Below are 26,207 nucleotides of genomic sequence, written 5' to 3'. Positions count from 1 at the left end.
AGCGCGTCGGGTTTGGCAGGTTAAATCTTCCTGAAGGCCGGTTCTTGATTATCGGCAATAAAACTGCCTCAAGAACGATGCGTATCGCTACCGCAGGAGCTGGAGCAACTTCTGGTAGCGAGGATGACTGCGAACAGAGGCGAAATCGGAATCGTTCTCGAACCAGCGTCTCATCTCGGCGCCAGCCTGCGGCAGCCACCCTTCCAAAAGGTCGATCGAGCGTTCGAACTCCCCCAGCAACGCATAGGTGCAAGCGGCGTTGTATTGGGTGTTCATATCGCTAGGATCGATCGCCAGAGCCCGGTCAAGCCACTTCGCTGCTCTATCGCCTTCACCAAGGAAGGCCAGCACGATCGCCCCCAGGCAGGCACAATTGGCGTTCTCCGGATGCAGACGGAGTTCCTCTTCAGCTCTTTCCATTGCGATCCGCGCATAAAGCTCCGCGTCGTCCTGTTGGCCGAGAGTGCGAAAGACGTTCACCAGCATGACCGGTGCGCCATAGTCGGTCGGTTTGATCTCCATCGCGCGCATGAAGTACGTCGCGGCGAGCTCGAACTGGCCGCCGGTTACGCAGAACTCGGCATAGTAGCGGTTGGCCTCGTGGCAATTGGAGTCGAGCGCGAGAGCCTGTTCGAACGCCGCCGCGGCCTCGGAACGGCGGTCGGCGAGGGACAGGGCAAAGCCCCTGGCTGAATGCGCCTCGGCCAAATTCGCGTCCAGAGCCAGTGCCTTATCGGCGGTCGCGAGAACGTCGTCCACCTGGATCGGTGAGCCGTACATCGACTGAAGGCGTACGTCGCAGACCGCCAAGCCTGCATAGGCGCGAGCATATCCCGGATCGAGCTCGATGGCCCTGATATAACTTTGTCTGGCCATCAGGTGGTTCGCCCTGGTCGCGATGTGGCTGTAATCGCGCCCTCGAAGATAATGCGCATAGGCTTCCACATTGTCCGTCGGCGCCTGCTCGATAGCCTTCTTCTCCTCGGGCAGGAGCCTGACCCTGAGCTGCGCCACGACCGCCTTGGCGATTTCGTCCTGCACGGCGAAGATGTCGGTGAGGTCGCGGTCGTAGCGAGCAGCCCAGACGTGTCCGTCCGTGGCGCCCTCGATCAGCTCGGCATTGATCCTGACCCGGTTTCCCGCCTTGCGGACGCTGCCTTCGACAATGTAGCCGACGCCAAGCTCCCTGGCGATGCGTTCCATCTTGTCGGTCCTGCCCTTGAAGGCGAAGACCGTATTGCGGCTGAGCACGAACAGGCCGGAGACGTTCGAGAGGTCGGTTATGATATCTTCAGTGATGCCGTCGCTGAAATACTGCTGGTCGGGATCATTGCTCAGATTGGCGAAGGGTAGGATCGCCACCGACGGCTTGTCGGACCGCACCAGCGTCTGGACGCTCCTGGCCGCACTATGCGTCTCGACATGCGGGACGCCCTGGTCCCAGTTGGCGAAATAGACGTGCACCGGCTGAGCAATGTTCTTGACGGTCCTGGCGCCCTGATCGGCGAAGTCGAAGCCGAGCTTGTTGCCGACCGCATGGCGCACCGCTTCCGAGCAGGCGATGCCGCCGGGTATCGCGAGACCCTGCAGCCGCACTGCAAGGTTGACGCCGTCGCCATGGAAATCATCGCCGTCGACGATGATGTCGCCAAGGTTGATACCCATGCGAAACTTGAAATGCCTGTCCTCGGGAATGCCGGCATTCCGCTCGGACATGCCACGTTGGATCTCGACCGCGCAGCGCGCCGCATTGATTACGCTGCCGAACTCCACCAGGAAGCCGTCACCCATCACCTTAAAGATGCGCCCACCGTGCTTGGTGACGGTCGGATCGAAGAACTCCCGTCGATGCTGCCGAAGGAGATTGAGCGTGTGCTCTTCGTCGACCTCCATAAGACGGCTATAGCCGACCACATCCGCGGCCAGGATCGCCGCCAACCGCCGCTCAACATGCTCGTCAGACATGTCGTCTCCTGAAATCGCAGACAATGGTTCTGCCTGATTTAGTTCTATCTGATTTACCTCCTCGGCGCCAACGCCGCTGGAATGGTCGCTCGCGCCGCGACACTAGTCGCACACCCAAGCGATCCGGCTCCGCCCTTCCCTGATTCCTCGGGTTAGCTTGTCGCAAGCAGTTGTTATGCAGCCCTTATCCTTGACACGTGCAACCAAGGGTCAAGTTGTTGACAATTCATGCATCGTGGCGCGCATAGTGTTGATAAGCAGCAGCACTAGAAGTGAGCCGTTCCTTTGCACAATACCGAGGCAATAAATTTGCAGCTTGTCATTCACAATGACGACCAGACGCCGTGGGAATTCGTCGTCGACCTCGTTCGCTCGGTCTTCGACCGATCGGAGGCGGAGGCCGAGGCCTTCGCAGCAACAGTGACGCAGCAGGGAAAGGCCGTGTGCGGCAGCTATCCTTTCGCGGTCGCGAAGGCGATGCTGGATACGGCGCAGCAGCGCATCAAGGCGGCCGGTCACCCGCTTCGCATCAGCGCCGGTCCCGGCGGAACCGATGGCGCCAGCGACCATCCGGCGAAGGTTTCGCGCAACAGAAAGTTCAAATATGCCCATGAAGCAATCGCCTGGCATTTTGCGGGACTGGCGCATGAGGAGATCATCGCAACGTCCCGCCAGTTTCCCGGCCATATGCGCGCCGACGTGCAGGTGGCGCTCGACAAACTGTTCTCAACCTCGCCTGTTCGCTTCTTCGGTCTCTACGAGCAACATCGCTACGAGACGCTGACCTATGCCGCGTTGACGCAAGAAGGACAATACGCCGTCACCATCTCGGCCGCGCAATACCAAGATGTCGACATCGGCGAAAGCGAGGCAATAAAGTGTCTCAGCAACGGTTTGTGGCTCAATCGGGACGGCGATCTGCACTACGCTGTCGTGCTGTCCTTTCACCGCGAGTACGGCCGCGAGGCCGGAATCTGCGTCGAGATCGCCGTGCCGGCCGGCGAGGATGGCGTGGCACTGGTGGATCGCTGCTTCTCGCAGTTGGAGGCCGCCATCAATGCCGCGCGATCCTACCGCGGCAAGGTTCTCTCGCTGGAAACGGAAGGGGACTATCAGGGCCGCTCCAAAGGCGTAATGGTCCATCGCCTGCCGCAAGTGCAGCGCGACGCGATCATCCTGCCGGAACAGACCCTGAAGCTTCTCGATCGCAACGTGATCCGGTTCATCGAGAGCCGGGAAGCGCTGAGACGGCTTGGGCAATCGACGCGCAAGGGCATCTTGCTCTACGGCCCGCCGGGCACTGGCAAGACGCACACCATTCGCTACCTCGCCGCGAATCTCCCTGGCCACACGACACTCATCATAACGGCCGGCCAGATGGGTCTTCTGCCGCAATATATGACCCTTGCGCGCCTGCTGCAGCCGGCTACGGTGGTGATTGAGGACGTGGACCTCATTGCCCGCGACCGCGAGAATATGGGGGGTCCGTGCGAAGAATCTCTCCTCAACACCTTGCTCAATGAGATGGACGGATTGAAGGACAATGCCGACATCCTGTTTGTCCTTACCACCAACCGGCCCGAACAACTTGAAGGTGCGCTCACGGGGCGGCCAGGGCGTATCGACCAGGCTATCGAGGTGCCGCTGCCGGACGACGATTGCCGGGAGAAGCTGGTGCGCCTTTATGGCGGCGGGTTAAGACTTTCCGACATGATCGTGGATGAGGCAGTGGCGCGCACGAAGGGCGTCAGCGCGGCCTTCATCAAGGAGCTTATGCGCCGAACCGCCCAAACGAGCATCATGCGGGGTGAGGGAGAGATCGTGACCTCCAAGGATCTCGCGGAAGCCCTGGACGACATGCTGTTCACGGGCGGCCGGCTCAACGTCAGGCTGCTTGGCGGAGCAAACGACGGGCCGTAAAGCTGCTGAGCCGGCGTTGAATTGCGGGCAGGTGCACAAGCCGAAGGCATTGGGGACCCCCAAAAACGAATCGGCCGCGGAATGGAAGCGAAAGCTGCTAGCCGCTTATCCAAGGCATCTCGATCGCCCCGAACTCTACGACGATCCCGAGGGCCATAAGCGCAATGCCCAAAGCACCTTCGAAGCGTCGGCCACGCTGCATCAGCTTCTCGACGAAGACGATCAGTGTCAAAAGCAGCATCCAGGCGAGGCTCATGACGCCCGCTGCGACCAGCACTGCGAACAGAGCCCAGCAGCAACCGAAGCAATACAGCCCGTGGCGCAGCCCCATCTCGAGCGCGCCAACCCGCCCGTCGCGCCAGTGCTGCGCCACGAAAGCGAGCGGCGAACGGCAATGGCTGAGGCAAATGTGCTTGAGGGTCGTGAATTGGTAGAGTCCGGCGACGCCAAGCGTGACACCGAGCGCGAGCGGCGCCCATTTCGAACGCTGAGGTGGATCGAGGCTCGTTGCAAACTCGCTGCCGAGCTGGACCAGAACATACACGAGAAGGCCCGCCGCCACCCAGACCAGCATGTAGCCGGCGACGAAGATCCACGTCGGGACGGCCACCTGCCGTCCGCGCCTAGCCTGCGCCGCCGCGAACATAAAGATCATGGGTGCCGCGGCCGGCAGCATCATAGCCGCCATCATCACAGTCCATACAGCGAGAAAGGCGGCGATGCCGGCGAGTGACCAGCCGTCGGCCGTAATTCCGGCCATCGCCATGCCGGCCATGCCTTCCATACCCTCCATCCCGCCGCGCACCGCAATGCCCATGGGCATATCCATGCTGAAGGTCTGGTAGAGGGTGAGCGCCCACGCCGCCACTGTGAGCACGACGAGCGATGCGAGAAGGCTGAGCGGCATGCCACGCAAATTCCGGAGCCGCCACGATTTCCTGGGGAACGCGTCGGGCATCGGCGCGCTCTAGTTGGGGCCGGTCCAGTCGAATGGAATGTGCTTGCTCGAGCGGGCCGTGCCCGTCCAGTCTAGCCCGAAGCCCTTGGTGCTCACCTCGACAGAACGCCCCCAGGTGGCAACCTGGCCCGGGCCGACCTCCGAGCCGGGCGGGTTGATCGTCTGCACCCGCTTGCCGGGCGGTGTTGTGGGACCGGAAAGCGCTTCCGCGCGGCCGACGACGAGGCCAGGAATTTCGACCCGCCAGGTGGCCAGGTCGCCCGCCACCTCGAAAGTGATTGGCACGAACTCCATGCCACGCATCTCGCCGACATTGGCGGCAAAGCCCGCCGGCCAGCCGCCGGCGTGGCCGCCGAAGATCGCCTGCAGGGCTTCGCGCTGCGACTCATTCGCCTTCTCGTCGAGGTACATGCCCATCACGGCCTTTGCCTCGCCGGCCCATAGATTGCCTTCGAACTCGCCGAGCGCCACCAGCGTCAGGCCGTCGAGCTTCACGTCGCCATACTGACCCTCGCGCACATGCCAGGCGAGCACGCCCTGGCAGTGATTGCCGGTTGGCCGCTGGGCGAACTCGCACGGGCAAGGGATGTCGCAACTGCAGATGTCGAACCAGTCGCCCGCGAGGCGCCATTGAGGCACTGCGTCCATGGCTCTTTCCTCCCGAAATTCAGGGCCATTTATACGTCGAAGGCCGGGCGCACTCCAGTAGTTCGCGCGTCGCTCGGTGACCAGTCGACGGCAATTCGGCACGTGGCGGCTTCGATTGGCGAGCCTCCTAGGTCGGCTGGGGCGCGGCGTTTCTCGACCTGCGCAAATCAGGCGCGCTCGGCTTGATCTACTGCCACCTTGCCTCGACCAACAGCTGGACCTCGCTGGTGCATCAGGCATCGCTGCGGAAGGCGGACGGGCAAGGGCGACCGGCGGTCTGATGTCTCGCCGGCCCTGATCCGGCTTCCCAAACACGAAAAGCCGCGGCGGATCGCGGCGTTTCGTTCGATGCGATCCCGGATGTCGTGCGTGGCGCGGCCTGCCGGCGATCGTTCGCGGGTCAGATCATGGCGTTGGTATGGAGCTTGCTCTCCACCACGGGTTGGCGAACTTCCCAGTGCTCGACGAGCTTGCCTTCCGCCAGCCTGAAGACATCGACGATGGCCAGCCCGGCTTCCTCGGGCTCGCGCCTGGCATGCATGTGCACGATGACGAAATCGCCGTCGGCAAAAATCCGTTTGACCTCGCCGCGTATCAGCGGAAAGGCCTGCCGGAGCTGTTGGAGATACTCACGGAAACCCCGGGCGCCATCTTCGATGTTCGGATTGTGTTGGGTGTAGCTCTCGCCGAAATGAACCGAGGCGCCATCGATATCCCCCTGGTTCACCGACTTTTCAATAAAGTCGAGCACGGCGGCCTTGTTCCTCTCGTGCTTGGTGTTGGCGGTTTCCGCCGCCGGCTGAAGCTGATCGTGCATCATGTCTGTCCTGTTGCTGGATGTCTGGTCGCTGCAAACTGGCCCGGGTTACGCCGCGGCCATTGCCGGCACTTTCGGCGATAAAGATGAGATAACCGATAGGCTGGGCTTGCACTTTCTTATCCAGGCGTCTCAACTGAACGTGCCGGATTGTGCAGGGATGGTGTGCGTGGACGTATTGTCGGATGTTCTGGCTTCCGTGCGGCTGGGAAGTGCGGTGATCGGCAAGGCCAGGCTGAGGCGGCCATGGGGTATCTCGGTCGATCCGATGCGCAACACCGCCATTCATCTGGTGCAGGGCGGCGAATGCTGGCTGCGCCTGGGCGGCGGCGGGGAGCCCATTCACTTGTCCGAGGGCGACGTGATCCTCGTCGGCAGCGGGGTGGGGCACACGCTCAGCGACCCGCCCGATGCGCCGGCATCGCCAATAGGCGCCATGCTTTCGGCAAGGCCGAGCGATGAAGACCGGCCGGGTGCGGACGACGAAACGACGCTTCTTTGCGCAAAATATTCGATGGACGGCCCGCATCCGATGATCTCGCGGTTGCCGCCGCTGATCCATCTGACCCGTGCGCAGATCGCCGCGAATGAACCGCTGCGATTGGCAACGGAGCTCTTGCGGGTCGAGGCAGGCGGCGACTTGACCGGCCATGACCTCGTCGCGCCTCGCCTTCTCGACAGTGTGCTGGTCTTCCTGCTGCGCGCCTGGATCAAAAGCCAGCCGCTCGGGACGGCCGGCTGGTTCGGCGCCCTGCGCGACAGGGGCGTGGCGCAAGCGCTGCGTCTCGTCCACGAGCGTCCGGCCGCACCCTGGACCGTGGCATCGCTGGCCGCCGGCGCCTCGCAATCACGAGCCACCTTCGCGCGGCGGTTCACGCGGCTGGTCGGAGAGCCGCCGCTGGCCTATGTCGCGCGCTGGCGGATCAATCTCGCGGCCAAGGCCCTGCGGGAAACCAACCGGACCATCGACGAGATCGGCCGCGCGGTCGGCTATGAATCGGCGCCTTCGTTCTCGCAGGCTTTCACCCGGCTCACCGGCCAGGCGCCCGGCCGCTACCGCAGACAGCCGTCCGATGTTGAAACCAGCGATCCACGGGTTTGATCCAGAAACGAAAAGCCGCGGCGAACCGCGGCTTTTCGATGCTTGCTTGCGCAACGCCCGATATGGCGGCAATAATTTAGCTGCCGGAGGGGGCGACGTCGCCGACGATGGGGGCAAGCGTCATGGAAATGCTGATGCCGCTGCTTGTGGTCGGGGCAATGCTCCTGATCGTTGGCAGCCTGGTCTATCGCGGCGGAAAGGGCATAGCCGGGCTGTTTTCCGGTTCGGCTTCAAAAGGCAAGCCGCAGCACAGTTCCGCCTTGCCGGTCGGCAAGGCTCGCCAACGCACGCCGGCATCGTCTGAAGCGGCCCGCGCCGCATCGTCCCGGCCCAACTCCGCGGCAGAAAAGCTGATCGCCGATTTGCAGCAGCAAGCCAAGGCCAGCGACGACCAGCGCAAGGCGGTGTTCAAGGCGCATGTCGAACGCAAGATCCCGCCGATTTCCGACGATAGCCGAGAAGCGATCGAACGGGGGCAAGCCATGCGCATTGCGATCAAGCATGTCTTTCCCCCGCGTCTTCCCCAACGCAGCATGAGCTATTTTGGCGGACTGCCGATCGTCCCCGATGAATTTGACTGGCCGACGGTTCACAATCGTGAGGGATTGCTCGAGCGCCTCAATTTCATGGCGCAAATCGATTGTTCGGATCTGCCACCGGGACCTGGACGCGATCTGCTGCCCGAAAAGGGCTACCTCTATTTCTTCGCGCCGATGTCCGACACGTTTGGGCCGGACGCGCTGCACTTCGTGACCCGGTATGAACCGCGGCGGGTGACGCAGAAGTGGCAGCCGCTCGACATGCCCTTCACCGCCAAGATTCCGGGATCGGATCCGATGGACGAGATCTTGCGCGGCAAGCGAACCCATTATGATCGGGTCGAGGTCGAGTTTGCCTGGATCGAGGAGCCGACCGACGCCGAAGTCGCGGCGCGTGCGGACGAAGGTCATGCTTTCGAGGTCGCGGACAAAATTCGCGCCGAAAAGGTCGAGGCCTTCCACGGTCCACCGATCGCTCCTAATCCGCTGCTTTCCGCTCATCATGCGCCGAAGGACACGCTTTGGATGCCATATCCGGGATTTCCGGCCAATTGGCATTCCGCGCGGATCGTTCGCAAGCTTGTGGAGGCGTATCACCGCGAAGAGGCGGCTGAGGTCACGGCACAGCTGAAGGCGCTTGGCGAGGTTGCCGACGACGACCCCGAGGCCAAGCGGCTGCGGGCGGTGCAGCGCGAACTTTCGGCATTCGGTTCGAAGATGTTCAACGCATTCTTTGCCACGGTCAATGCCGGACTGAAGGACTATGACGCACCTCCTGCGCAGGTGAAGCAGCAAATCCTTGCCTTCCTGGAAGACTTGCGCATCAACGGCATGCCGTCATCTTCGGCGCGACGGCCGCATCATCGTCAACTTCCGCGGGTGATGAACGACTGGCTTTCAATCGCGGCGATCCAGGGCGCCGAGGGGGGACTGACGGACCCGGACGGTGCGGCGTTGATAGGCCCGGACGTCGTAGCCGCCCTGTCTCACCGCCACTCGCCTCGTAGCCATCAGATGCTTGGCAAGGGTGAAGTCATTCAGGTCGCCGCCGACGAGATGAAGGACCGCTACCTGCTGTTGCTCCAGCTTGGGCCGGATATGGCGCTCGACTGGACCGTCGGCGAGATGGGGCCGCTGCAATATTGGATCACACCCGAGGACCTTGCGGCCAAGCGATTCCAGAACACAATTCTGACAATCGAAGCCTACTGACGGGTGTTTGGTCGGTGATCCCCTGGCCGCACCCTCTCGGGACGTTCCCGCCGGCTATCGGCAACGGCGGGATCCGATCACGGCCTGCCGGGCCGGGGGGGAAACCCGGCCTATAGCTTTCTGAAGAAGCCGGACAGAATATTCGGACCCACTTCGCCGGGCCGCAGTCTGATCCCGTCCTCGAAGCAGTTCAGCGTCACGCAATGGAAGCCGCTGTGCGCGAGGAGTGCCACCAGCGAGTCAGGGTCGAAGTGGTGCAGGTGCTCGTTGGGCAGGCGCATACGCCACGTCCGGAACCAGGCGTCGCCGTCGGCGCCGAGTTCGCGCCAGCGGCAATAGGGGACGGCGATGGCCAGGTGGCGGGCCTTAAGGCGGGCAAGGAAACCCAGATCCGGGATGTGCTCAAGCACGTCGAACATGGCGACGAGATCCCACGAATTGGCGAGCGCCTCATCCCAATCAACAAAGCTGACGCCCTTGGGCAGCGGAAACTCGGCGATGTCGCAGCCGGCGCAGTCGGCGACCCCGGCTATTTTCGCGGCTTCGACGAATGTGCCCGTGCCATATCCAATCTCCAGCACGGACCGGGGAATCTCGCCGGTGAGTCCCAGCACCCAGCCAAGTCGCTGATATCCGAGCTTGATGGTCCGGTCACTCAGGTCCTCGTAATAGGAAATGTACTGCTTGTCGTATTTGATCGGGGTGAAGTCGATCTGGTGGATCACGCCAAACCGGTCCACCTCGTAGTTGTCCAGCATTGGTGCGCGGCCTCCGGCTTCCGAATTCCTTACAGGGCAGAGCTAAACGCACCGTAACCGTGCGGCCCAGCCTGATGGAGTATGGTCCACCCTTGCGAATCCGCGAAATCCAATGGCGGCGACATAAGCGCCATAGCAAAACGGCCGCCTTTCGTCGGCCGATTTAAGCGCTTGATTCCCTGAAGGAAACTGGAGCGGGTGAAGCGATTCGAACGCTCGACCCCAACCTTGGCAAGCGACACGAGGGTGAACTGCAGCGAAATCCCGTAACGGTGACCGCGCGGTAACCTCTCATAATCGCATCTGCCTCAACGGCGTTGGAGTATGCCTGGGCCAGGCCGGTCCCCGAGCGCCGCGCGCGGACGCCATACCTCTGCGACGCGCGCTTTTCCGGTCCTTGGCCGCGCATATGGTCTTGCCATAGGGCTTTCGCTATAGTCATGCGCGGTGGAACCGGTTCAACATCTCGAACGGAAGCTAGTCGCTATCCTCGCCGCCGACGTTGTGGGGTACAGTCGGCTGATGGGGCTGGACGAGACGGGCACGCTTACCCGGCTCAAGTCGCTCCGCCGAGAATTCATCGAACCGTCGATCGAGGGGTACCATGGTCGCATCGTCAAGCTCATGGGCGATGGGGCTTTGGTCGAGTTCGCCAGCGTCGTCGATGCGGTGGCTTGCGCCGTCGAAATCCAGCGGGTCACCACGCAGCAGAACCTCAGTCTTCCCGAAGATACTCGGATCGTGTTCCGCATCGGGATCAACCTTGGTGACGTGATCATCGACAAGGACGACGTCTACGGCGACGGCGTCAACATCGCGGCCCGGCTGGAGGGGCTGAGCGATCCTGGCGGCATCGTCATCTCGGGAACGGCCTACGATCAGGCCCATAACAAGCTCGGCCTGATCTTCAAGTCACTCGGCGAACAGCGCCTCAAGAACATTCCAGAACGGGTCCGCGCCTATCGCGTTCTGCTGGAACAGACCGGAGGAGCCAGGAAGTCGCGCTCTCGGCGGTGGCCTGTGATCGGCGTGGCGGCGCTCCTTCTGGCTCTGGCAGCGGGGATTGCCCTGATGCTTTGGCCGCAGGTAATTGGCCTCCTGCCTGGTCACGGTTCCCATCCGGCCGCTTCAACGCCCGGCAAGCCTTCCATCGCCGTGTTGCCGTTTACCGATCTCGGCCGGAAAGCGGGGCAGGATTACTTTGCTGAGGGGCTCGCAGACGATCTCATCACCGATCTGTCCAAGATCTCCGGGCTCCTCGTCATCGCCCGCAATTCCGCGTTCTCCTTCAAGGATCGATCCCTCGACGTCGACGAGATCGCGGCGCAGTTGAACGTCCGCTACGTGGTCGAGGGCAGTGTCCGCCGGGAGGGCGATGCAGTCCGGATCAATGTTCAGCTCATCGATGCCAAAACGGGGAGCAACATCTGGGCCGAGCGCTACGACCGCGACTACTCCCGGCTATTTGCGCTTCAGGACGAGGTGATCGGGCGCATCGTCGAGGCACTCTCGGTACGCCTGACGGAAGGCGAAAGGGCACAGATTGCTCGTCTCCCTACGCGAAGCCTGGAGGCATACGATTTCTACACCCGAGCCGAGCAGAAGGTTTATGTGGTCGACAACAGGTCTCTCGGCGAGACCCTGTCCCTGTATCAAAAAGCGATCAAGCTTGATCCTGCGTTTGCGGATGCTTACTCGGGCTATGCTCGCGCCACGGTGGACGTGCTCGGCTTCGACTATCAGTTGCTCATGCTCAGCGCCGTCGCTCGCCAGCGCGCCTATGAAGCGGCAGGGCGGGCGCTGGAGCTCAATCCCCGTCATCGAGAGCATATGCTGTGCTCGGCATCCTGCAGATGCTGGATGGCGAATGGGACCAGGCGATCGCATCTGTCCAGAAAGCCGTCGAACTGGACCCGAACGGCGCGGAGGCAGAGCTCAACCTGGCCATCGTGCTCACCTACGCAGGACAGGGCCCGGAGGCTCTGGCTGCGATGGAGCGCGTGTTGCAACTCGATCCCAAGCCGCGAGCGCAGGTCTTCGACTACTACGGCTTCGTGCTCTACATGAACCGCCAATACGAGAAGGCCTTGCGGGCGCTAAGCCAGGTCCAGCCGGAAGAGCGCAGCGACCTCGGCCTCGAAACCCTCGCAATGGCAAATGCGCGGCTGGGCCGAATGGCCGAGGCGCACGACGCGGTTGCAGCAATCCTGAAAAAGATCCCCGAGCAGAACCTCGCCGCTTATCGTGCCGTCTATGCCCACCACCGGCGGCAACAGGACCTCGATCACCGGCTGGACGCCCTTCGCGCCGCGGGAATTCCCGAGCGGAGCTTCGATTTTCGCGGGCGGGAAGAAGACCGCCTGGACGGCTCCCTCTTACGCGCCCTGACAGGCGATCGGACATGGGTCGGACGTCAACACAATGGTGCTCCGTTCGTCATGGAGCTGAGTGCAAATGGAGATTTCGCCCTGAGTTCGCAAAGCAGCATCATCACCGGCGCGTCCAGCCTGGATGGCAACCTCTTCTGCACGCAATCCACCGCGACCTTGCTCGGCCGCAAGTTCTGCGCCCCGGTCTTTCGCAACCCCCAGGGGAGCAGCGAAACGCAGGACGAGTATGTTTGGCCGGACTCCGTCACCGTCTGGTATTTCTCAGTGTCTCAGTGACGGGCACCATTCAACTTGCGGCTCGCGACATGCGCCTCGGCTAGTTGGCGGCCGCTCTAGCCTCGAATTCCTTCGCCTCCACTGCGGCCCATTCGGCTTCCGCCTTCGCAATGACAGGCACTGGGTTGGCATCGAAGTCTTCCTCCAGGCCCCCCTTTCCGGAGAAAAGGAAGAGCTTGCCATCGACGATGCGGAACGCTTCCGGGTCAAGGTTCGCAGATGCCTCCTTCGCTGACATTCCCCCGGTGCAGAAGCCGCCGAATTGAGGAGCATAGCGCACAGGCTCGGAAATAAAGGCATCGCGGTGCTGGACGCTGGCGAAGTACCACGTCGCCCCAAGCCATTTCTTCGAGATCTTGGGCGAACCCATCGTCGCGCGACCGTCCGTGAAGTACGCCACCGGATCGTAGCCCAGTATGGCGACGTTGCCGAAATATCCGGTGTTCACTCCGTCGCCGGCGTAGGATGCGCTAGTGCCGAAGAGTAGGATGGAGACGGCGGCTACTCCCGCGCAAAGCAAACTGTCAAACGTGGAACGGTTCTCTGTCATGTTCTTCTCCCGTAACCCTACTCGATGTCAGTTGCCGAGGGCGATGCACACCTTGTACGACGACCCCATCGTTTCCTTGGGTTGGCATTTTGCGCCGTGCTTCTTGAGCAAGACCATTACATCGGCGCTCTGAAAGAACGTCGCGCGGCTGAGAGGCGTGTAGCCGTATTCCTGGATTGCCTCGACCTGTGCTCCGTGCGCGATCAACAGCTCCGCAATGGCCGTCTGGTTCTCTTCTGCTGCCACATGCAGCGGCGTAATCTTGTGCGTGCTCAACGCATCGACCTCGGCCCCGTGGTCGAGCAGCAATTTAGCTATGTCCAGGCTTCCTGAGTAGGCTGCCGCATGAAGGGCAGTGAAGCCGCGGTCGTTGCGGGCTTCGATGTCGGCCTTGGTCTCGATCAACACAATGGCGACCTCGGTCTTGCCGGCAAGTGCTGCATCGATCAGCGGGGTCTGTCGGCTTTTGTCGCGATCGTTCACATCGGCGCCTTGTGCCAGGAGTTCGGCGACCTTGCCGGCGTCGCCCTCTCCGGCAGCATCATGAAGGGGCCCCGCGATCGCCGGCCCGGCAGCAAACCAGGAAATGAAGGTAACGACGAGAGCCCGACAGACAATACGAACCCAGCCGGTTCCGAAACGCCTGACCCGCATCGGGAAGGCCTTCGGCAGCAACAATCGCCGGGAGACCATCATCGCCTAACCCTCCGGGCGCCGCTCGCCTACAGATGGACGTGTATAAGGCCACTCTAATACATTCTGCGCAGCGCAGCCATAGGGTTCCAGGTCGTGCGCGAGTCGAAGTCGCAGCGAGGCGCCATGTGCTCAACTGGCCGTCGGCGATATTGTCGGAGGGATCATCCTCGGCGGATCAATCGATCCTGTTCATAATCCGATCGATGTCGTGGAGCTTGCGCTCGAAAAGGGCGCGACCACGGTCATGATGCCTGTGTCCTGTCGCCGGACCCTCATCGACCTGTCGGATGATGTTGCGACGAAAATCCAGGTGCTTTTCTATGCCGATGCGCCGGACGCGCTGCGAAAGGCCCTGCACGACTGAATCAGATGACCCTGCGAAAACAGAAATCCCCACTCCGCTCCCCGGCGCCAGACAGCAAAAAGGCCCGGTTACCCGGGCCCTTTATGCTTTTCAAATCTAAAGAAGATTTGGAGCGGGTGAAGCGATTCGAACGCTCGACCCCAACCTTGGCAAGGTTGTGCTCTACCCCTGAGCTACACCCGCTCACACGGCGTCTTGGCCGCAAGCCGGGCCTATATGGCTGAAGAGCGCGGCGATTGCAACAGGGAAATGTCAGGCTTTTTGCAATGCGGCAGGCGATGCCGGCAAGGCGCCGATACCGTGCGGCGGGCGTGGTCACCGCGATGTCGCATGACGGTCTTGTGTCGGCTGCCCCATTAGCCGTAAACGGCTGGATCGGTTCGCCGTTTCATTGGAAACGCCGAACCGCTCTATCTCTTTGCTGACGCAATTCCCCGAGGGAAAGCGTTACGCGCTTTTCCCGGGAAAAGCGTTTCACACTTTTCCTGGAATTGCTTTAGGCAGGAAATGGGACGAAGACAAAACCGATGCCGAAGACCGAAGCCGAACTGATGGAATTTCTTGCCGAACTCGGCATCGCCGCCTCGACGCGGCGCCATCCGCCGCTGTTCACGGTCGCCGATTCGCAGGCGCTGCGCGGCGAAATCGCCGGCGGGCACACGAAAAACCTGTTTCTGAAGGACAAGAAGGACAATTTCTTCCTGGTCACCGTCGGCGAGGAGGCGGTCGTCGACCTGAAGCAGATCCACCAGCTGATCGGCGCCGCCAGCCGCGTTTCCTTCGGCAGGCCGGAGATACTGATGGAATTGCTCGGCGTGACGCCGGGCGCGGTCACGGTCTTCGGCCTGATCAACGACACGGCGGGCCGGGTCAAGGTCGTCCTCGACGCCGAGCTGATGCAGCACGCGGTGATCAACGCGCATCCGCTGACCAATGAGGCGACGACGTCGATCGCGGCGGGCGACCTGATCAGATTCGTCGAGGCAACCGGGCACGATGCTGCTATCTTGAAAGTCTCCGCGTGATCGCCACATGGATGGCTTGAAACCGATTGTCTGAGAGGATGTGGCGCCTGGCCTGCGGCCGGCCACGCCACGGAAGGGTAAAGAGATGAGCGACAACAATCAGTTCGGCGGTCCCTTTGGCGGCAATGGCGGCCAATATTCCACCACCGTCCAGTATGGTGGAGCCGAGGCTCCGCGCGCGAAAGCCGCGCCTGGCGTTGCCCCTGCCCCCGCCACGGATGTCATCAAGGACACGACGACCGCCGCCTTTGCCGCCGACGTCATCCAGGAATCGCGCCGCCAGCCGGTGCTGGTCGACTTCTGGGCGCCGTGGTGCGGGCCCTGCAAGCAGCTGACGCCGCAGCTGGAGAAGGCCGTCAAGGCCGCCGGCGGCAGGGTCAAGCTGGTCAAGATGAACATCGACGACCATCCCTCGATCGCCGGCCAGCTCGGCATCCAGTCCATTCCCGCGGTCATCGCCTTCAAGGACGGCCAGCCGGTCGACGGCTTCATGGGCGCCATTCCCGAGAGCCAGATCGCCGAATTCATCACCAAGGTCGGCGGCAAGGGCAATGGCGCGCCGCAGGTGGCCGAGGCCCTGGCGGCGGCGGCGGAAGCGCGCGAGGCCGGCGACATGCAGACGGCGGCCGACATCTACGACGCCATCCTGGCGCAGGCGCCGGAGACGATCGAGGCGATTGGCGGGCTGGGCGAGCTGTTGTTCGAGGCCGGCGACACCGAGGGTGCCGAGGCGTTGCTGGCAACCGCGCCGGAGGCGAAGAAGGATGCGCCGCCGCTGGCCGCGCTGCGCGCCAAGATGGCGCTTGCGGCGCAAGCGGCAGCGCTTGGCAACCCGGCTGAGTTCGAGCGCCGCCTGGCCGAGAACCCCGGCGATCATCAGGCGCGTTTCGATCTTGCCATGATCCAGAACGCCAATGGCGATCGCACGGCGGCGGCCGACAATCTGCTGGCCATCATCAAGGCCGATCGCAGCTGGAACGAGGACGGCGCCAAGACGCAATTGCTGCAGCTGTTCGAGGCCTGGGGCATGACCGACGAGGCGACGCTCGCGGCGCGCCGCAAACTGTCGTCGCTGCTGTTTTCCTGAGCCGGTTATCGATTGTTGGCCATACGGGCTTGCGGCCGGCGGCCATCGCGCCAGATTACCAGACTCAAGAGAAGTTCACCGTTTCACGGAAACGCCGAACATCTCTATCTGTTTGTTTTGACGCAATTCCGGACGGAAAACCGTTTCACACTTTTCCTGGAATTGCTCTAGCTTCCATGTGGAAGCGATCGGAGGGATGAGGTGCAAGCGGGAAACGCGCATTACCGGCTGGCCAAGGATCTGCCGTCGACGATCCCGATCTTTCCCCTCGAGGGTGCGCTTTTGCTGCCGGGCGGCCGCATGCCGCTCAATATCTTCGAACCGCGCTATCTGCAGATGGTGGACGAGGCCATCGCCGGCTCGCGGCTGATCGGCATCATCCAGCCCAGCCTCGACGGCGCCTTGCGCGACGACGGCGAGCCGGAACTCTGCAATGTCGGCTGCGCCGGGCGCATCATCGCCTTTTCCGAGACCGGCGACGGCCGCTACCTGATTTCGCTGCAGGGCGTGTGCCGGTTCCGCGTCGCCCACGAACTGACGGCCAAGACCCCGTTTCGCCAGTGCAAGCAGGCCCCCTTCCTTGCCGATCTCGACGAGGACCAGGCGGCGAACGAGATCGACCGGCCATCGCTGCTCAAGGCATTTCGCGCCTATCTGCAGGCCAATGACCTGGAAGCCGACTGGGAAAGCGTCAGCCGCGCCGAAAACGCCATGCTGGTCAACGCGCTGTCGATGATGGCGCCCTATGGGCCGGCCGAGAAACAGGCGCTGCTCGAAGCGGCGGATTTGAAGACCCGGGCCGAAACGCTGATCGCCATCACTGAAATGGCGCTGGCGCGCGAGAACGAGGATTTTGGTTCGAGCTTGCAGTAAGATGTGCTGAAGGGCGCGGAGCAGCTGCTTCAGACAAATTGCCGATCGTGGTGCTGCCCCTCATCTGCCTGCCGGCATCTTCTCCCCGGGAAGGACGGGGAGAAGGGCTGGCAGCAACGCTGGCGATCCCCCTCTCCCCGTTCTCCACGGGGAGAGGGTAAGGGTGAGGGGCAGCGCAAGCGCCTCGGGTAAGGGCGAACCGGACCTGAAAGTGATTGCCCGATAGAAGGACAGACCGAATGGCCGATGGGCGTGACGGGAAGAAGGTCAATGTCGACCCCAAGCTGCTGGAGCTGCTGGCCTGCCCGCTGACCAAGGGGCCGCTGACCTGGGATCCGGAGCGCGGCGAACTGATTTCCAGGGTCGCCAAGCTCGCCTATCCGGTGCGCGACGGCATCCCGATCATGCTGCCCTCGGAGGCGCGGACGCTCTCCGTGGAGGATGTGTTGTCGCCGCCGCGGCTGAGCGGGCCTTCGTGAGTGGTCTTTGCCACCGACGTACGGATACTGCCACGCAGCAGCGCGTCTATGTCGCGGCATGGATCCTCGGGTCTCCGCCCGCGCGAAGGTGCGGAGCCGCCTACTGAAAATTGCGCCCCTTGGGCATGACCTTTTCCGCTTCTTCCGACAGCGTTGCGAGATCCTGTCCGATCGGCGCGTTGCGGATCGCGGGTCGGCTGTCGCGATCCGGATCCCTGGCGTCCGGCGAACCGGCGGCCGGCAGGCTGGCCTGGCTGACCTTCTCCAGGAGCACGGTCAGCCAGGGTGTCAGATCCTCGATCTTCTCGGCGACGATGTGGATGACATCCGACTCCGACTGCAATTTGCCGGTGACGCGGACGAACCTGGCGCCCATGATGACGGGCCGGTAGCGGTTGAAGGTTCTCTCCCAGACGATGATATTGGCGACGGCCTTGTCGTCCTCCAGCGTCAGGAAGATCGCGTTGCCCTTGCCGGGGCGCTGCCGTACCAGCACGAGGCCGGCGACGGAAACACGCCTGCCATCGCGCACGGACGGCAACCGGGCATTGGGCGTGACGCCGGCCCGGTCGAGCCGCTCGCGCAGGAAGGCGACCGGATGCGCCTTCAGCGACAGGCCGAGCGAGCGGTAGTCGTGGATGACATGCTCGCCGAGCGGCATTTTGGGCAGCTTCGTCTCAGGCTCCAGCTCGCGCAGGCGGATCGCCGGCTGGTCGAACAGCGGCAGCTTTTCGGCGGCGCTCTTGCCGTCGAGCGCGCGCACCGCCCACAAGGCTTCACGACGATCGAGGCCAAGCGAACGGAAGGCGTCGGCCTGCGCCAGCCTCTCGATCTCGTCGACATCGAGACCGGAGCGCAGCCAGACGTCCCTGACCGAGTCGTAGCCTGAACCGCGCCGCGCGACGAAGGCGTTCATGCGCTCCTCCGACAGGCCCTTGATCTGGCGGAAGCCGAGCCGCAGCGCATGATGTGTCTGGATGACACCACGCATCGTGGCGTGGCGCTCGAGGATGCGCCCTGGGTCGAAGGGTGCTTTTTCCAAAGTGCAGTCCCAGACGGAGAAATTGACGTCGACGTCGCGGATGTCGACGCCATGGTCGCGCGCGTCGCGGACGAGCTGGGCCGGCTGGTAAAACCCCATCGGCTGGGAATTCAGGATCGCGGCGCAGAAGACGTCGGGGTAGAAGGTCTTGAACCAGCAGGAGGCATAGACGAGCAGGGCGAAGGACGCGGCGTGGCTTTCGGGAAAGCCGTATTCGCCAAAGCCCTCGATCTGCTTGAAGCAGCGCTCGGCGAAGTCCTTCTCGTAACCCCTGCCGACCATGCCGTCGATCATGCGCTGGCGGTAATTGCCGATGGTGCCGGTGCGCTTGAAGGTGGCCATGGCGCGGCGCAGTTCATCGGCCTCGCCCGGCCTGAAGCCGCCGGCGACGATGGCGATCTTCATCGCCTGCTCCTGGAACAGCGGGACACCCAGCGTCTTGCCGAGAATTTCCTTCAACTCGGGCTTGGGGTATTCGGCCTGCTCCTTGCCTTGCCGGCGGCGCAGATAGGGATGGACCATGTCGCCCTGGATCGGGCCCGGCCGCACGATCGCCACCTCGATGACGAGGTCATAAAAAGTACGCGGCTTCAGGCGCGGCAGCATCGACATCTGGGCGCGGGATTCGATCTGGAAAACGCCGAGCGTGTCGGCGCGGCAGATCATGTCGTAGACCTGCTTATCCTCCGGCGGCAGCGTGGCCAGCACATAGGGCTGCCCATACGCATCCCGCGCCTTTGGATAGTGATCCGTAAGCAGGGTGAAGGCGCGCTTCAGGCAGGTCAGCATGCCGAGCGCCAGCACGTCCACTTTGAGGATCTTCACCGCGTCGAGATCGTCCTTGTCCCATTCGACCATCTTGCGCTCGTCCATCGCCGTCTTGACGATGGGCACGATCTCGTCGAGCCGGTCCCTGGTGATGACGAAGCCGCCGACATGCTGCGACAGATGGCGGGGAAAGCCCATGATCTCGTTGGCGCGTTCGATCACGTGCCGCGACACCGGGTCGGTGCGGTCGAGGCCGCCGGCGCGGGCTTCCTTCTCGCCGAGCTCCGAGGTCGACCAGCCCCAGATCGAGCCGGACAGCGATCCCCTGACGTCTTCCGACAGGCCCATGGCCTTCGACACTTCGCGCAGCGCCGAGCGGCCGCGATAGCTGATGACGGCGGCGGCCAATGCGGTGCGCTTGGCGCTGTATTTCTCGTAGATGTACTGGATGACGGTTTCGCGGTTTTCATGCTCGAAGTCGACATCGATGTCGGGCGGTTCGTTCCTCTCCTCGGAAATGAAGCGCTCGAACAGCGTGTCGATCCTGTCCGGCCCGACTTCGGTGATGCCGATGCAGAAACAGACGATCGAGTTGGCGGCCGAACCACGCCCCTGGCAGAGGATGTCCTGGCTGCGGGCGAATTTGACGATGTCGTGGACCGTCAGGAAATAGCGGGCGTAGTTGAGGCGTTCGATCAGAGCGAGCTCCTCTTCGATGCGCCTGGTCACGGACGCAGGCACACCCGCCGGATAGCGGTTGGCAGCCCCCTCCCGCGCCAGCCGTTCCAGCTCGGCCTGCGGCCCGAGGCCGGACTCCGTCGGCTCGTCGGGGTAGTTGTACTGGAGGTCGCTGAGCGAAAAGGTCAGCTCCTGGGCAAAGCGCAAGGTTTCGGCCAGCGCCTGCGGATGCCTGCGGAACAGGCGCGCCATCTCCATCGGCGGCTTGAGGTGGCGTTCGGCATTGGCGGCCAGCTGCAACCCGACCTCGGCGACGGGCGTGTTGAGGCGGATCGCGGTCAGCACGTCCTGCAGCGGGCGCCGCTCGGCCGTGTGGTAGAGAACGTCGTTGGTCGCCATCAGCGGGATGGCGGCATTTTCGGCCATCGCCGCTGCCTGCTCGATCCGGAAACGGTCATTGCCCGCATAGTCCGGCGAAACGCCAAGCCGCAGGTTCCTGCCGAAGCGATCCCTGAGTTCGCGAAGCAGGTTCAGCGCATCTTGCAAGCCCGCCGTCAGATCGGGCAGGACCGCCAGCGACATCAGGTCCCCCCATTCAAGCAGGTCGCCGCGCTGGAGAAGAGTGGCGCCCTTTTCGTTCTCGTCGCGCAGATTGGCTTGCGTCAGCATGCGGCACAGATGCCCCCAGCCCTTGCGGTCCTGCGGATAGGCGAGGATGTCCGGCGTGCCGTCGCCAAAAACCAGCCGGCAGCCGGGATGATAGGAGAGCGTCTCGACCCTGGCCTGCTGCCAGGCGCGCACCACGCCGGCCACCGTGTTGCGGTCGGCAAGCCCGATCGCGGAAAAGCCCATGAGCTTGGCCGCGACCACCAGCTCCTCAGGCTTGGAAGCGCCGCGCAGGAAGGAGAAATTCGACTGGATGCCGAACTCGGCATAGGGAATGACGGTCAGCGCGTTCATGCGAAGACCCCGTGCATGAACCAGCGCGGCGGAACTTGAGAGCCGCCGTAAAGACCTTGCCGGTAGAGCCAGTAGCGGCGGCCATCGGCATCCTCGATGCGGAAATAGTCGCGCGTCGATGCCGCCTCGTCGCTCGCGGCCTCGCGCCACCATTCGGCGGCGATGCGTTCCGGCCCCTCGGCACGGGTGATCCGGTAGAGCGCGCGCCGCCAGCGGAAGTTGAGCGGCGGTCCCTCCGGCATTTCGGTGGCCGGCACCTCGATGGGTTCGGGTGAGCGGAACAGTCGGATCGGCCGCTCCGGCGGGAAGATGGTTATCGGCGCCTGCGTCCGGTCCGGCTTCTTCGGCGGCGTGGTCCGGCGCGGGGCTTCGGTGAAGGGAATGGTGGCCACGGCACGCTCCGGCAGATGGCTTTCGACAGTGACCGGTTGCAGGACCGCGCCCTCGCCGAGCCGGGCGCGGATGCGGTCGGCGAACAGCGCGATATCGGCGCCGTCGTCGATCACCTCGCCGGCAAGGTCGGCCTGCTGCATGTCGAAAGCGGCGGCCGACAGCACCGAGAGCCGCACCAGATCGAAGCCATAACCGGCATCGATATCCTGCTCGAGCGCGGCCAGTCGTTCGTGGAACAAGCGCTGGATCAGCATGGGTTCGCGCATCGGCCGCGAGGTGCCGAGGGCGATGCGGCTGACGGCGCCGTCGACGCGAAACAAAAGCAGCGCCAGCGTCCTGGCGCCCTCGCCGCGGCGCTCGAGATCGGTCTTCAATGCCGTCGCCAGCATGCCGACCAGCCGTTCGATGTCCTCGATCAGGGTGACGGGCTCGGCGAGATGGCGTTCGACCGAAAGCGGCGCGACGGGAAGGCGCGGCGAGACCGCCTCGTCGAGACGGCCAAGCGCCTGGTCGAGGCGCAGCAGCAAGGTGGCGCCGAAGCGGCGGGCGAGCGGCGCGCGCGGCGCCGCCATGACGGCGCCCGCCGTGCGCAGGCCGACGCTTTCCAGGCTGGCGCGGGTCGCCGGTTCGATGCGAAGTGCTGCCAGCGGCAGGGGCGCCAGCAGCGCCTCTTCCTCGCCGCCAGCGACGATGCGGTCGCCGGCAAAGCGTGCCGCCGCCCAGGCCGCGCCCGGCGTCGCGGCAAGCCCGGCGCGGACATCGAAACCCTGATGGAAGAAGCGCGACAGGATATCATCCAGCATGGCGCGCTCGCCGCCGAAAAGATGGGTGCAGCCGGTGACGTCGAGAAACAGGCCGTCCGTTGCGTCCAGCGCCACCAGCGGCGTGTAGCGGTCGCACCAGTCGGCAAGGCCTTCGAGCAGGCGGCGGTCGGCCTCTGGATCGGCCTCGACGATGTCGATCGACGGATGCATGGCGCGCGCATCGGCGATGCCCATGTCGCGCTTCAGGTGCAGCGCCTCAGCCCGCTCGTCGAGGGCCGAGATGCGCTGCGCGTTCCCTTTGCGATGGCTGATCACCAGCGGCAGGTGATCCGACGGCCGGGAACGCCAGGACCGCCCCAGACGCTGCCGCAGGATCCTTTCCACTGCCAGATAGGGAAACCACAGCGACAGGATCCTTTGCTCTTTCCTCGCCCCATCTTTCGTCGAATGCGCGTTCATCGGGGTTCCACTCCAGTGTGAATTGTCCGGGCAGGGCCGTGCGGCTCTTGCCGATGGTGATGGTGAAGGCCGGGCGGCCGATCGAGCCGGCGAGCGGTCCGGCGATGGTGTCGCGGGACACCGCCGGCGCCGGCGCGACAATGAGACGAACCGGCGCCGCCGTCGGTTCGGGCCCGGCGGCCTGCCGCAGCAGGAACAGAGGCCGGCCGGCACTCTGTGCGCGGGCATGCAGCCGGCGCGTCGCGGTCAGGTCGAGCCGCTGCGGGTTGCCACGGATCTCGAGGATGACGGCCGCGAGGGCCGTCATCCGGGCGGCCTCCTCGGCGACCCACAGCGCGTCGACAAGCCTTGGCGCCTCGGAAAACAGCAATTGCCCGGGTTCGATGCCGAACGAGGCATGAAGCCCCCTGGCATAGGGAAAGCCGGCCTCGCGGAAAATCTCCGATGTGCCGATCCACAGCACCGGCAGCCCTTGCGCCTGCTTGAGGATCAGGCTTGTCAGCGACAGGGCGAAGCCGGCGACGGCCCCGGCATCGCGGGTCTCAATGCCATGGATTTCGCTCAAGGCGGCCTTCGGCAGGCCGCCGCTCAGGGCGGCATCGAGGCGTTCGACACCCGTGGGCAGGAACGCATCCGGCAATGCCGCGGCAACGCCGCGCCGGACAATTGTCACATCGGTATTGGCGGTGAGATCGGTGCTGACGCCGGCATCAGGGGTCGCGGCGACCGGCGCCTGCAGGCGCTCGGGCAGCGTTCCCTCGATCTTCGCGATCTGGCGGCGCAGGGCAAAAACAGTCTCCTGCGCCACGGCGGTCATCGCCATGACGGTCAGCTTCCACTCACAATTGTTCCTGTTATGTTCCTATAGATTCCAGAGGGGGGCCGAAGAGTCAAGCGGAGTCATGGGGAATTTATTCGCAATTATATACGTGACAACGGAATGTCGGCCCAAAGTAAATTTGGCGGCTCTCTTTACGTGATCGGCCGAGGTTCGTATCGTCTCTCCACTTATGGGGGGACAGAAAAATGCCAGACGTTTCATTGCGGATCGAGCATCTTGTGCTCGATACCGATAATCCTCGAATTACACATGCAGCCGGGCAGCAAGAAGCGCTGCAAAAGGTAGTTAGAGACCAAAAAACAAAATTGGTCCGATTGGCCGAAAGCATTGTCGAGCATGGCCTTAGTCCCATCGAAAAGATGATGGTCCTTGAGGTGACCGAAAAGCCGAAGCGCTATATTGCGTTAGAAGGAAATCGCAGGGTCGCAGCGCTCAAGCTCCTAGCGAACCCCGCCGCAATGACTGGGCTGGTCATTCCTGCGGCTATGCAGAAGGCAATAGAGCGCCTTGCTTCTGTCTTTGATAAAAGCAAGGTTGAGCCGTTCATTGCCCACGAAACAGCTTCACGGGAAGAAGGCCGCTACTGGATTCAACTTCGCCACAACGGCGAAGATGAAGGGCGCGGCGTGGTGGCATGGAAGCCTATCGTTGCGGCCAGATACCGCGACAAAGAGCCAGCCATACAGGCGCTTGACATGGTTCTAGAGCACGGCGGCTTCACTGAAGATGAGACCGAAGCAATCCGCTCCAAATTCAACCTCACGACCCTGAGGCGCGTGGTCGAGGACAAGACCGCCTTAGGGCATCTCGGTTTAAGCGTCAAAGATGGCGAGCTTCGCACGACCCTCGCGGCGTCTGAGTTGATCAAGCCGCTGAGAAAGGTAGTTCGGGACATAGCAGCTAAGGCTGTCAATTCGCGCACCTTCAACAAGAGCGCGGATATCGTCAAATACGTGCAAGGCTTTGATAAGTCTGACCGCGCCGACACCTCCAAGAAAGTCTCGGAGCGTTCGGTTGAAGGGCTTCAGAAGTCCGAATTTGCGGTGAAGACGGCGAAGCCAGCCGCGCGCCGATCGAAGCTGCCAACGGAACGCCCCAACGTCGTGCCAAAAAGCTGTTCGTTGAACGTGACCGATAATCGCGTCAGCGAGATTTACGAGGAACTTCGAACGCTCAAACTAGCAGATGCGCGGAACGCCATTGCTGTGCTTATGCGTGTGTTCCTTGAACTGTCAGTCGATCATTTCATCGAAACGAACGGCGGCTCTCTCCAACACACAGACGCCAAGAGTGGGAAAAAACATTGGAAGAGCCTCGACAAAAAGCTGGCCGAGGTAGTGGCCTCTCTGGTAAAGATTGGTGTGCCCGTAGCGCATTTTGCAGAGGTCACCCGAGCAGTGAACGTCAAGACCAGCCCCCTTCATATGGACCTATTGCACCGCTATGTGCATGACCGGTTCGCAACACCGTCACCGCAAGACCTTACGGCGGCGTGGAACAACGTCCAGCCACTTTTTGAGAAGATCTGGCCGTGACCCAATCGGAAAGCGCCCCGCGTCGGCTGACGCACTTCACCCCTCTGCGGTACCCCGGCGGAAAGGGAAAACTCGCTGCCTACGTCAAAGAGATCATACGAGCCAACAGGCTTTTCGATGGCGAGTATGTCGAACCCTATGCCGGCGGCGCCGCCATCGCCCTTGAACTGCTCTTTCAAGAGTACGTTGCGCGCATCCATATCAACGACCTGAGCCGTCCGGTCTATTCGTTCTGGAAAAGCGTTCTGAACGATACCGAAGAACTATGTCGGCTGATCAAGGACACTCGGGTTTCGGTCGCGTCGTGGGACCGGCAAAAGCGCATCTTCTCCAACCCCGACGATCACAGCTACGTTCAACTTGGATTCGCAATGTTCTTCCTGAACCGGACCAACAGGTCCGGCATTTTGAATGCTGGAATCATCGGCGGCCGAGACCAGACCGGACCTTGGAAAATCGACGCCCGCTTCAATGCGGATGAACTCATTTTCAGGGTAGAGTCCATCGCAAAAATGCGGAAGCGGATCAAACTTACGCAAAGCGATGCGCTGGCGCTGTTGCGCCACGGTTTGCCGAAATGGGACGCGAAAACGCTAGTTTACCTAGACCCTCCCTATTTCGAACAGGGACGCCAACTCTACTACGACTATTACAAGCCGGATGACCACGCAGCGCTAGCATCCTTCATCGATGCGAACATGAAGGATCGTGCCTGGATAGTGAGCTATGACAACGTAGCCCCTATCAAAAGCCTCTACTCAGGCTTCCGCAGCATCGTTTACAATATCGGCTATTCGGCGCGCGAGGTGCGCATAGGCAAAGAGGTCATGTTCTTCGCGCCGGGCATGACCATCCCTGAGGTGGCCGGCCCCATCCAGCAGGTCGGAGTGATCGAGGAAGCGGCTTAATGGCTAGAGCGAAAAAGCCCGCCGGGGTTCGCACGAACTCCGGAAAAAAGCTGAACGAACAATGGCACATTGGGGCAGCTCACGCGCTCTATCATCGCGACGGAACGTGGTTCAATGTCCTTGAGAAATTTCCCGGCGCGCTATGCGATCCGAATGGATACGTCCTCTTCTCAAGCAAGTCCGAGTATGAAAACGCGCCG

Annotated in this window: 22 protein-coding genes, 1 tRNA gene and 3 pseudogenes; 15 read left to right on the top strand and 11 right to left on the bottom strand. The window is 62.7% G+C overall.

Going from position 1 to position 26,207, the window contains the following annotated elements:
* Positions 1–87 precede the first annotated feature (87 nt).
* Positions 88–1,965, bottom strand: a complete 1,878-nt coding sequence (locus ACFSQT_RS12215) for an adenylate/guanylate cyclase domain-containing protein (protein ID WP_379018820.1) — start codon at positions 1,963–1,965, stop codon at positions 88–90.
* Positions 1,966–2,250: 285 nt separating this feature from the next.
* On the opposite strand from ACFSQT_RS12215, the pseudogene ACFSQT_RS12210 reads away from it, so the two are divergent.
* Positions 2,251–2,436: pseudogene (locus ACFSQT_RS12210) on the top strand (ATP-dependent Clp protease adaptor ClpS); the annotation flags it as partial.
* Between the two features lie 216 nt (positions 2,437–2,652).
* Complete coding sequence (locus ACFSQT_RS12205; RefSeq protein WP_379019418.1) at positions 2,653–3,885, top strand: AAA family ATPase; 1,233 nt, start codon at positions 2,653–2,655, stop codon at positions 3,883–3,885.
* Positions 3,886–3,982: 97 nt separating this feature from the next.
* Here the strand turns inward: ACFSQT_RS12205 and ACFSQT_RS12200 are convergent, their stop codons facing one another.
* The 3 genes from ACFSQT_RS12200 to ACFSQT_RS12190 all read right to left on the bottom strand — a co-directional run bounded on the left by ACFSQT_RS12200 (position 3,983) and on the right by ACFSQT_RS12190 (position 6,308).
* On the bottom strand, positions 3,983–4,792 hold the full coding sequence (locus tag ACFSQT_RS12200) for a DUF2182 domain-containing protein (RefSeq protein ID WP_379018818.1): 810 nt from the start codon (positions 4,790–4,792) through the stop codon (positions 3,983–3,985).
* A gap of 60 nt (positions 4,793–4,852) precedes the next feature.
* Positions 4,853–5,491, bottom strand: coding sequence for a DUF1326 domain-containing protein (locus tag ACFSQT_RS12195; RefSeq protein WP_379018816.1), 639 nt, complete (start codon positions 5,489–5,491; stop codon positions 4,853–4,855).
* Positions 5,492–5,891: 400 nt separating this feature from the next.
* Positions 5,892–6,308 (bottom strand): nuclear transport factor 2 family protein, encoded by a 417-nt coding sequence (locus ACFSQT_RS12190; RefSeq protein WP_379018814.1) that lies wholly within the window; start codon positions 6,306–6,308, stop codon positions 5,892–5,894.
* A gap of 1 nt (position 6,309) precedes the next feature.
* Between ACFSQT_RS12190 and ACFSQT_RS12185 the strand changes: the two genes are divergently transcribed.
* Both ACFSQT_RS12185 and ACFSQT_RS12180 read left to right on the top strand, forming a co-directional pair.
* Entirely contained in the window at positions 6,310–7,410 is a 1,101-nt protein-coding gene (locus tag ACFSQT_RS12185) for an AraC family transcriptional regulator (protein WP_379018812.1), read from the top strand.
* Between the two features lie 134 nt (positions 7,411–7,544).
* Positions 7,545–9,161: a DUF1963 domain-containing protein gene (locus ACFSQT_RS12180; RefSeq protein ID WP_379018810.1), complete on the top strand. Its 1,617-nt coding sequence runs from the start codon at positions 7,545–7,547 to the stop codon at positions 9,159–9,161.
* 110 nt (positions 9,162–9,271) lie between these two features.
* Here ACFSQT_RS12180 and ACFSQT_RS12175 read toward each other — a convergent pair whose 3' ends face one another.
* Positions 9,272–9,919 carry a class I SAM-dependent methyltransferase gene (locus tag ACFSQT_RS12175; protein WP_379018808.1) on the bottom strand — a complete coding sequence of 216 codons (648 nt, stop codon included), beginning with the start codon at positions 9,917–9,919 and terminating at the stop codon, positions 9,272–9,274.
* Between the two features lie 522 nt (positions 9,920–10,441).
* Here ACFSQT_RS12175 and ACFSQT_RS12170 point away from each other — a divergent pair.
* From ACFSQT_RS12170 to ACFSQT_RS12160, 3 genes and pseudogenes are all read left to right on the top strand, one after another.
* A pseudogene (locus ACFSQT_RS12170) lies at positions 10,442–10,798 on the top strand (adenylate/guanylate cyclase domain-containing protein); the annotation flags it as partial.
* A gap of 974 nt (positions 10,799–11,772) precedes the next feature.
* A pseudogene (locus tag ACFSQT_RS12165) lies at positions 11,773–11,892 on the top strand (tetratricopeptide repeat protein); the annotation flags it as partial.
* 30 nt (positions 11,893–11,922) lie between these two features.
* Positions 11,923–12,585 carry a hypothetical protein gene (locus ACFSQT_RS12160; RefSeq protein ID WP_379019449.1) on the top strand — a complete coding sequence of 221 codons (663 nt, stop codon included), beginning with the start codon at positions 11,923–11,925 and terminating at the stop codon, positions 12,583–12,585.
* Between the two features lie 40 nt (positions 12,586–12,625).
* Here ACFSQT_RS12160 and ACFSQT_RS12155 read toward each other — a convergent pair whose 3' ends face one another.
* Together ACFSQT_RS12155 and ACFSQT_RS12150 are read right to left on the bottom strand one after the other, a co-directional pair.
* Positions 12,626–13,135: a YHS domain-containing (seleno)protein gene (locus ACFSQT_RS12155; RefSeq protein WP_379018806.1), complete on the bottom strand. Its 510-nt coding sequence runs from the start codon at positions 13,133–13,135 to the stop codon at positions 12,626–12,628.
* 27 nt (positions 13,136–13,162) lie between these two features.
* Positions 13,163–13,831 carry an ankyrin repeat domain-containing protein gene (locus tag ACFSQT_RS12150; protein ID WP_379018804.1) on the bottom strand — a complete coding sequence of 223 codons (669 nt, stop codon included), beginning with the start codon at positions 13,829–13,831 and terminating at the stop codon, positions 13,163–13,165.
* A 208-nt stretch (positions 13,832–14,039) separates the two neighbouring features.
* Between ACFSQT_RS12150 and ACFSQT_RS12145 the strand changes: the two genes are divergently transcribed.
* Complete coding sequence (locus tag ACFSQT_RS12145) at positions 14,040–14,195, top strand: hypothetical protein (protein WP_379018802.1); 156 nt, start codon at positions 14,040–14,042, stop codon at positions 14,193–14,195.
* Positions 14,196–14,303: 108 nt separating this feature from the next.
* On the opposite strand, the gene ACFSQT_RS12140 is transcribed toward ACFSQT_RS12145, so the two are convergent.
* Positions 14,304–14,378 (bottom strand) — tRNA-Gly (locus tag ACFSQT_RS12140).
* 344 nt (positions 14,379–14,722) lie between these two features.
* Between ACFSQT_RS12140 and ACFSQT_RS12135 the strand changes: the two genes are divergently transcribed.
* The 4 genes from ACFSQT_RS12135 to ACFSQT_RS12120 all read left to right on the top strand — a co-directional run bounded on the left by ACFSQT_RS12135 (position 14,723) and on the right by ACFSQT_RS12120 (position 17,659).
* The gene (locus tag ACFSQT_RS12135) at positions 14,723–15,220 is read left to right on the top strand and encodes a prolyl-tRNA synthetase associated domain-containing protein (RefSeq protein ID WP_379018800.1); all 498 of its coding nucleotides are present in this window, start codon (positions 14,723–14,725) and stop codon (positions 15,218–15,220) included.
* Between the two features lie 85 nt (positions 15,221–15,305).
* The gene (gene trxA, locus ACFSQT_RS12130) at positions 15,306–16,307 is read left to right on the top strand and encodes a thioredoxin (RefSeq protein WP_379018798.1); all 1,002 of its coding nucleotides are present in this window, start codon (positions 15,306–15,308) and stop codon (positions 16,305–16,307) included.
* Between the two features lie 201 nt (positions 16,308–16,508).
* Complete coding sequence (locus ACFSQT_RS12125; protein ID WP_379018796.1) at positions 16,509–17,180, top strand: LON peptidase substrate-binding domain-containing protein; 672 nt, start codon at positions 16,509–16,511, stop codon at positions 17,178–17,180.
* 239 nt (positions 17,181–17,419) lie between these two features.
* Positions 17,420–17,659, top strand: a complete 240-nt coding sequence (locus ACFSQT_RS12120) for a Trm112 family protein (RefSeq protein ID WP_379018794.1) — start codon at positions 17,420–17,422, stop codon at positions 17,657–17,659.
* A 100-nt stretch (positions 17,660–17,759) separates the two neighbouring features.
* On the opposite strand, the gene ACFSQT_RS12115 is transcribed toward ACFSQT_RS12120, so the two are convergent.
* The 3 genes from ACFSQT_RS12115 to ACFSQT_RS12105 are packed head-to-tail and all read right to left on the bottom strand — an operon-like array spanning position 17,760 to position 23,546.
* Positions 17,760–21,107, bottom strand: coding sequence for an error-prone DNA polymerase (locus ACFSQT_RS12115; RefSeq protein ID WP_379018792.1), 3,348 nt, complete (start codon positions 21,105–21,107; stop codon positions 17,760–17,762).
* The gene (locus tag ACFSQT_RS12110; protein WP_379018790.1) at positions 21,104–22,579 is read right to left on the bottom strand and encodes a DUF6504 family protein; all 1,476 of its coding nucleotides are present in this window, start codon (positions 22,577–22,579) and stop codon (positions 21,104–21,106) included. The genes ACFSQT_RS12115 and ACFSQT_RS12110 overlap by 4 nt, the downstream gene beginning before the upstream one ends.
* Entirely contained in the window at positions 22,521–23,546 is a 1,026-nt protein-coding gene (locus ACFSQT_RS12105) for an ImuA family protein (protein WP_379018788.1), read from the bottom strand. The genes ACFSQT_RS12110 and ACFSQT_RS12105 overlap by 59 nt, the downstream gene beginning before the upstream one ends.
* 203 nt (positions 23,547–23,749) lie before the next feature.
* Here ACFSQT_RS12105 and ACFSQT_RS12100 point away from each other — a divergent pair, with 203 nt between their 5' ends.
* From ACFSQT_RS12100 to ACFSQT_RS12090, 3 genes are all read left to right on the top strand, one after another.
* Positions 23,750–25,099 (top strand): hypothetical protein, encoded by a 1,350-nt coding sequence (locus ACFSQT_RS12100; protein WP_379018786.1) that lies wholly within the window; start codon positions 23,750–23,752, stop codon positions 25,097–25,099.
* A complete protein-coding gene (locus ACFSQT_RS12095; protein ID WP_379018784.1) occupies positions 25,096–26,007 on the top strand; it encodes a DNA adenine methylase in 912 nt (303 codons plus the stop codon). The genes ACFSQT_RS12100 and ACFSQT_RS12095 overlap by 4 nt, the downstream gene beginning before the upstream one ends.
* A partial coding sequence (locus ACFSQT_RS12090; protein ID WP_379018782.1) for a hypothetical protein occupies positions 26,007–26,207 on the top strand: 201 nt, incomplete at its 3' end. The genes ACFSQT_RS12095 and ACFSQT_RS12090, both read left to right, overlap by 1 nt.

The sequence above is a fragment of the Mesorhizobium calcicola genome (genome assembly GCF_042682105.1).
Lineage (GTDB): Bacteria > Pseudomonadota > Alphaproteobacteria > Rhizobiales > Rhizobiaceae > Mesorhizobium > Mesorhizobium calcicola.
The sequence above is the reverse complement of the archived record's forward strand: the minus strand, read 5'-3'. Positions and strand labels throughout refer to the sequence as shown.